The sequence below is a fragment of the Megasphaera jansseni genome, assembly GCF_047974155.1.
GTDB lineage: Bacteria > Bacillota > Negativicutes > Veillonellales > Megasphaeraceae > Megasphaera.
This window is the reverse complement of record NZ_JBHYRR010000016.1, coordinates 61,983-68,314: the sequence shown is the minus strand read 5'-3', so window position 1 is coordinate 68,314 and position 6,332 is coordinate 61,983. Positions and strand designations below refer to the sequence as shown.

Here is a 6,332-nt window from a genome sequence, read left to right as displayed (position 1 = left end):
GGCTGTGTCTACTCATGATACAACACCTCCATGCTGGTGACTATGTCTATATGCCTATTATACCAGAAAGAGTTAGGTAATGTATATATGAGGGAGGTCCTACACTAGGCGTCCCCTACGAAAGCGGTCCATAGGACCGCGGCTGACTGCTAACTGCTGACTGCTAAAAAAAGCTTGCCGCACATGCGACAAGCTTTTTTCATCTCTCTCTATTTACTTACCAGGTCTTCTTCTACCTGGATGTGGAGTTCATGCAGCTGTTTTTTGGTAACTGTCGACGGAGCTTCGCTCATGGGGTCGATAGCGTTCTGGGTCTTCGGGAAGGCGATGACGTCGCGGATAGACTTGCGTTTGAGCATGAGCATGATCATGCGGTCCAAACCGAAGGCCAGACCACCATGGGGCGGTGCACCGTATTCAAAGGCACGGAGGAGGAAGCCGAATTTCTGTTCTGCTTCTTCCGGTGTCAGGCCGATAGCCTTGAAGACGCGCTGCTGTACATCGGGCTGGTAGATACGGAGAGAACCGCCGCCGAGTTCGATGCCGTTGAGGACCAGGTCATAAGCCTTGGCATAGACATGAGCCGGGTCGGTTTCCAATTTATCCAGGTCTTCATCGCGCATAGCCGTGAACGGATGGTGCATAGCGACATAGCGATGTTCTTCTTCGCTGTATTCAAACATCGGGAAGTCGACGACCCAGGTGAAGGCGAATTCGTCTTCGTCGATGAGGTTCATGCGGCGGGCCATTTCCTTACGCAGTTCGCCGAGGGCAGCTGCGACGATTTTCGGTTTGTCGGCAATCATGAGAACCAGGTCGCCCGTTTCAGCGCCGCAGGCTTTCCCGATTTCACGGAGCTTGTCTTCACCGAAGAATTTCTTGATCTGCGATTTGAGCGTGCCGTCTTCGAGGAAGCCAATCCAAGCCAGGCCCTTTGCACCGTAGTGGCCGACGTATTCGACGAGGCCGTCCAGTTCACGACGGGGAATGTCTGCATCGCCTTTGACGTTGATGGCTTTGACCTGACCGCCGTTGTCGATGACGTTGCGGAAGACTTTGAAGTCCGTATCCTTGACGAGTTCGGTGACGTCGGTGAACTTCATGTCGAAGCGCAGGTCCGGCTTATCAGAGCCGTAGTTTTCCATGGCGTAGTCCCAAGTCATGCGGTGAATCGGGAGCTTGACGTCGTGGCCCAGCGTTTCTTTGAAGATGTAATGTACCATCTGTTCGACGAGGGTCAGGATTTCTTCCTGGTCCATGAAGGACATTTCCATATCGAGCTGAGTGAATTCCGGCTGGCGGTCTGCACGCAGGTCTTCATCGCGGAAGCAGCGGGCGATCTGGTAGTAACGGTCCATCCCGGAAATCATGAGCAGCTGTTTGAAAATCTGCGGCGACTGCGGCAGGGCGTAGAATTTGCCTTCGTTGACACGGCTCGGTACGAGGTAGTCACGGGCACCTTCCGGCGTGCTCTTGCAGAGTTCCGGCGTTTCGATGTCGATGAAGCCGTGTTCGTTGAGGAACGTGCGCATGGCATGTTTTACTTTATGGCGCATGATGAGGTTCTTCTGCATTTCCGGACGGCGCAGGTCGAGGTAACGATATTTGAGGCGGATCTTTTCGTCAACGTCGATGTTGTCTTCAATGTAGAACGGCGGCGTCTTCGACGAATTGAGGATGCGCAGTTCTTCGCAGCGGATTTCGATCGTGCCCGTCTTCATCTTGGGGTTGATCGTATCTTTATCACGCATGCGGACGATACCGCGTACAGCCAGGACGTATTCCGTACGTACCTGTTCTGCTTTATCGAAAGAAGTCTTTTCATAGTCCGGCGATGCGACGACCTGTACGATGCCCGTACGGTCGCGGAGGTCGATGAAAATGAGTCCGCCATGGTCGCGGCGGCGTTCGACCCAGCCCATCAAGACGACTTCTTTACCTTTGTCCGCTTCGCTTACTTCAGCGCAGTATTGGGAGCGGTGTAAACCTTCCATTGTATCCATTCGTAAATCATCCCTTCTTGTGTGTTTCCATATATGCAACAATCCCATCAAGGGGAACGCTGACTTGTTCTTTGCTGGCCATATTGCGGACCTGGGCTTCCCCGGCGGCCAATTCATCTTCACCGATGATGACCGTGTAATCGGCGTTGAGTTTATTGGCCGATTTCATCTGACCCTTCATGCTGCGGCCCAGGAGGTCGATTTCAGCATAGAGGCCTTTCGCACGGAGCTGCTGCTGCAGTTCGAAGGCCTTGGTCTTGGCGGCATCGCCGAGGGCGACGAGGAAGACGGGCTGCTTCTTTTCGACCGGTGGCAGCAGGCCCTGTTCCTTCAAGGTCAGGAGCAGCCGTTCCATGCCGATGGCAAAGCCGATGCCCGGTGTCGACGGACCGCCGACTTCTTCGATGAGGCCGTCGTAACGGCCGCCGCCGCAGACCGTGCTCTGTGCGCCCAAGGGAGCGTACATGATTTCAAAAGCCGTATTGGTATAATAATCGAGGCCGCGGACCAGGCGCGGGTCGAGGGTAAAGGGAATACCGATGGCCGTCAGATATTCCTGGACTTTGTGGAAATGTTCCTTGCAGTCGTCACAGAGATTATCCGTAATCAGGGGTACACCCATCTGCATCATCTTTTCGCCGTCTTCTTTGCAGTCGAGGACGCGGAGCGGGTTCTTTTCCAGGCGTTCGTTGCAATCGTCACAGAGCTGGTCCCGTTTGTCCGCAAAGAAATCGAGGAGCTTCTGGCGATAGACAGGGCGGCATTTCGGGCAGCCGACGGAGTTGAGGTGCAATACCAGGTCATTCAGCCCCAGTTCCCGGAAGAGCTGGAAGGCCATGGCGATGATTTCCGCATCGACAGCCGGGTCCTTGGACCCGATTTCTTCGACGCCGAACTGCGTGAACTGGCGGTAGCGGCCAGCCTGGGGACGGTCATGACGGAACATGGGCCCCATATAGTAGAACTTGTGGACCTGCGGGTCGCCGTAGAGCTTGTGTTCCAGGAAGGCCCGGACGACGGATGCCGTATTTTCCGGGCGCAGGGTCATGCTGCGGCCGCCGCGGTCTTCAAAGGTATACATTTCCTTGGTGACGACGTCCGTCGTTTCCCCGATGCCGCGTAAAAACAATTCAGTACTTTCAAACATAGGCGTGCGGATTTCGCCGAACCCGTAGAGCGAGCAGATCTGGCGGATCTTTGCTTCCAGCAGCTGCCACTCTGCCGTCTGTTCCGGCAGGAAATCCTGCGTACCTCTCGGTGCAGTAATAGCCATTTAAATATCCTCTCCTCCGTATATGATAGCACACAAACGACGGCGCTGGGCCATTTTTTCCGCCAGCGCCTGCACGTATGCATCGACATCTTTCGGCATATACACCTTTTCCAGGGTGTGGCCATCGCGGCAGAGGAACTTCGTCGCCCCGCCCGGTCCGGCTGCCAGGACGGACTGCCGTTCTTCCATCATTTCTATGTTATAGGCACTGACACTGCCCGGCAGGGCATAGCCAATGTTGGCGAAGCTGGCTGCCATGTATTTCTGGCGGTACATATAGTACGGCACGTAGCCGCCGGCCGTCAGGATGGACTGGCAAAGATGGACCATACGGCCCGTTTCTTCGGCAGGCGGAATGGCGGCCCGCAATTCATGATGGAATAAAGGTGCCCGTTTTTTTAATGCTAACGTATGAATTGTAACATTTTCCGGGTGCAGTTTGCAAACAATTTCCATATTTTCCTGCATATCAGCCACGGTTTGTCCCGGAAGGCCGGCGATGAAGTCCATATTGATGACGGAAAAACCCAGTTCCCGGCAATTTTCATACATGGTGTAAATATCTTCTACCCGATGGCGCCGGCCCAGGGCATCGAGGAGCCGCTGCTGCAGGGTCTGGGGATTGACGCTGATGCGATTGACGCCGGCCCGGCGCAACATGGACAGCATCTCCGGCGTCGCCGTATCGGGGCGGCCCGCTTCGACGGTCCATTCACGGACCGACGGGAAATTCCGGGCCAGCCGCATCATCATCGCTTCCAGGACGGGCAGGGGCAGACACGTCGGCGTACCGCCGCCGATATAGAGCGACGTGACTTCCAGGTCATAGGTCCGGCATAAATCGGCCAGATCGTCGAGGTCGGTCAGGACGGCATCACGAAAGTCCCCCAGGGCTGCCTCCCCTTCCCGGCCGATGAGTCGCGACGGGAAGGAACAGTACAGACAATGGCTGGGACAATAGGGAATCCCAACGTATAAGGCCAGTTTCCGGCCCCGGCCGTTGACGTAAGGCCGCTGGAGCCGGGCCATGGCCACCAGGTCGCGGGCGATGGCCGGTGCCACGCAATAGGACGTCTGCAAGGCCTTTTCGGCCTGGTCATCGGTAAATCCCTGGTCGAAGAGGTGGTGGACCAGCTTGGTCGGCCGCACGCCGATGAGCGTCCCCCACGGGCTGGGGCCGTGGCCGCAGAAGCGGTCATGCCAGTGGATGAGGCAGTCTTTGAGGACTTCCCGTTCCCGGCCGGCCTGCCAGAGACGAGCTTCCGAAGACCAGGGTTCCCCGCCGTCCTGGAAGGTACAGCCCACGTAGAGGTGCCCGCTGTCATCGCGGATGGTGACGGCCGCTCCGACGTCGCGGACTTCCCGGCCGCCGACATAGCCCAGCGAGGCCATGACCTGTCCGATGAGGGAATGGAAGCGCTCCGGCCCATCATAGGTATAGGTCTGAAGGGCCATCTTATTCCGCTTCTTTCGCAGCGTCCGCTTCCTTAGCCGCTTCTTCTTCCCGTTTCTTCTGGCATTCTTCGCAGTAGCCATAGACTTTCAGCTGATGATCGACGGTGTGGAAATGGAGGCGCTTTTCCAGTATCGTTTCCAGCGTTTCCAGGAGATCGTCTTCACATTCCCAGACCTTGCCGCAGCCCAGGCAGATAAGATGGTGGTGGAAATGGCCTTCATTGTCGCGGTCATTCAATTCATAGCGGCTGCAGCCGTCGTCGAAATCGAGTTTCTTCAAGAGGTCCATCTGAGTGAACAGGTCCAGTGTCCGGTAGACCGTAGCCAGGCCGATGTCCGGCGCCGTCTTTTTGACCAGTTCGAAGACTTCTTCGGCGCTCATGTGGCGGATTGGGCTTTCGACGAAGGCCCGCAGGATGATCTGCCGCTGGGACGTCATCTTGCATTTCTTGAACTTGATTTTTTCTTTCATGCGCTTCATCATGGTGTCCATGATTTCTTTCTTATTCGTTTCTGTTCTCGTTGTTTCCATTGTACTTCATCGCCTTTTCTTTATATGTATTGTAAAACCATAAATGTTTACATAAAATCTGTAAGACTGCCGTCACCGGGACGGTAAGGATCATACCGGCTACGCCAAAGAGGGTCCCGCCGATGAGCAGGGCAATGACGATGACGACCGGATGCAGGCTGATGACGGCCCCCATGACCTGAGGCATGATGAGGTGGCTGTCAATCTGCTGGATGACGATATAGAAGATGATGACTTTCAGCGGCAAGGACAAGCTGACCGTCGCGCTGAGCAGGATGGCCGGCACGGCGCCGACGATAGGCCCGACAATGGGAATCCATTCGGTAATGGCCGCCAAGAGGCCGATAACCATGGGGTACGGTACGCCCATGGCCCACATGCCGAGGAACGTCAGGGTGGCAATGATACAGCTCATGAGGATCTGGCCGCGGATATAGCGGCTCAGGACATGCTGTATTTCCTGAAAGAGTCCGGCCAGATGACTGCGGTAACTTTCGGGAAAGATATCGACGAAAATCCGCACCATGTGGCTGCCGTCTTTCATGAAATAAAAAGTAATGATCGGCACGACGAAGAATTCGACGACCGTCCCGGCAATGGCAAAAACCGACTGGATGAGGTTGGTAATACCGTCGATACCGTAATTACCGACTTTGACGAAGGCATCGTTGATGATCTTCTTGACCTGGTCCGGGATATAGAACTGAGTCTGCTCATTTTCAAGCTGTGTCACCAGGGCCGCCGTCTGGCTGACCAGATCATTGAAGTTGGCTGCCAGCAAGTTGACCTGGATGACCAGCGGCTTGACGATGATATTGGTAATGATCGTCACGATGACGATGAGGATGACAAAGGAGATGAGGATGGCAATGTCGATGGGTACATGGCGGCCGGTCAGACGCCGCAGGCCTTTGATGACGCCATCGCGGATGGGCATGAGGATGAACGTCAAAATAAGGGAAATGACGACGGGCCAGTAGACGGCATGGACCGTGAGGAACAAGGCACCGGCCAGGACGGCCAGCGTGACGCGCATCCAGAACTCCGCGCCTTTATAGGCAACCATAGC

At 55.6% G+C, this 6,332-nt stretch carries 5 protein-coding genes; all 5 read right to left on the bottom strand.

Going from position 1 to position 6,332, the window contains the following annotated elements:
- Window positions 1-209: 209 nt before the first annotated feature.
- From aspS to ACE418_RS07565, 5 genes are read right to left on the bottom strand one after another with little or no spacing between them, the layout of a single operon-like run.
- Window positions 210-2,003, bottom strand: coding sequence for an aspartate--tRNA ligase (gene aspS, locus ACE418_RS07585; protein ID WP_416450046.1), 1,794 nt, complete (start codon window positions 2,001-2,003; stop codon window positions 210-212).
- A 7-nt stretch (window positions 2,004-2,010) separates the two neighbouring features.
- Window positions 2,011-3,276: a histidine--tRNA ligase gene (hisS, locus tag ACE418_RS07580; RefSeq protein ID WP_416450045.1), complete on the bottom strand. Its 1,266-nt coding sequence runs from the start codon at window positions 3,274-3,276 to the stop codon at window positions 2,011-2,013.
- A complete protein-coding gene (hemZ, locus tag ACE418_RS07575) occupies window positions 3,277-4,812 on the bottom strand; it encodes a coproporphyrinogen dehydrogenase HemZ (protein WP_416450044.1) in 1,536 nt (511 codons plus the stop codon). It lies immediately after the preceding gene.
- Window positions 4,733-5,263 (bottom strand): Fur family transcriptional regulator, encoded by a 531-nt coding sequence (locus tag ACE418_RS07570; protein WP_416450043.1) that lies wholly within the window; start codon window positions 5,261-5,263, stop codon window positions 4,733-4,735. Before ACE418_RS07570 ends, hemZ begins: the two co-directional genes overlap by 80 nt.
- A complete protein-coding gene (locus tag ACE418_RS07565; protein ID WP_416450042.1) occupies window positions 5,235-6,329 on the bottom strand; it encodes an AI-2E family transporter in 1,095 nt (364 codons plus the stop codon). Before ACE418_RS07565 ends, ACE418_RS07570 begins: the two co-directional genes overlap by 29 nt.
- Between the last annotated feature and the right edge of the window lie 3 nt (window positions 6,330-6,332).

Bases quoted from the DNA above. Each gene is read 5' to 3' on its own strand.
- ACE418_RS07565 (WP_416450042.1), bottom strand. From the start codon at position 6,329: ATGGTTGCCTATAAAGGCGCGGAGTTCTGGATGCGCGTCACGCTGGCC.
- ACE418_RS07570 (WP_416450043.1), bottom strand. From the start codon at position 5,263: ATGGAAACAACGAGAACAGAAACGAATAAGAAAGAAATCATGGACACC.
- hisS (WP_416450045.1), bottom strand. From the start codon at position 3,276: ATGGCTATTACTGCACCGAGAGGTACGCAGGATTTCCTGCCGGAACAG.
- hemZ (WP_416450044.1), bottom strand. From the start codon at position 4,812: ATGGCTACTGCGAAGAATGCCAGAAGAAACGGGAAGAAGAAGCGGCTA.
- aspS (WP_416450046.1), bottom strand. From the start codon at position 2,003: ATGGATACAATGGAAGGTTTACACCGCTCCCAATACTGCGCTGAAGTA.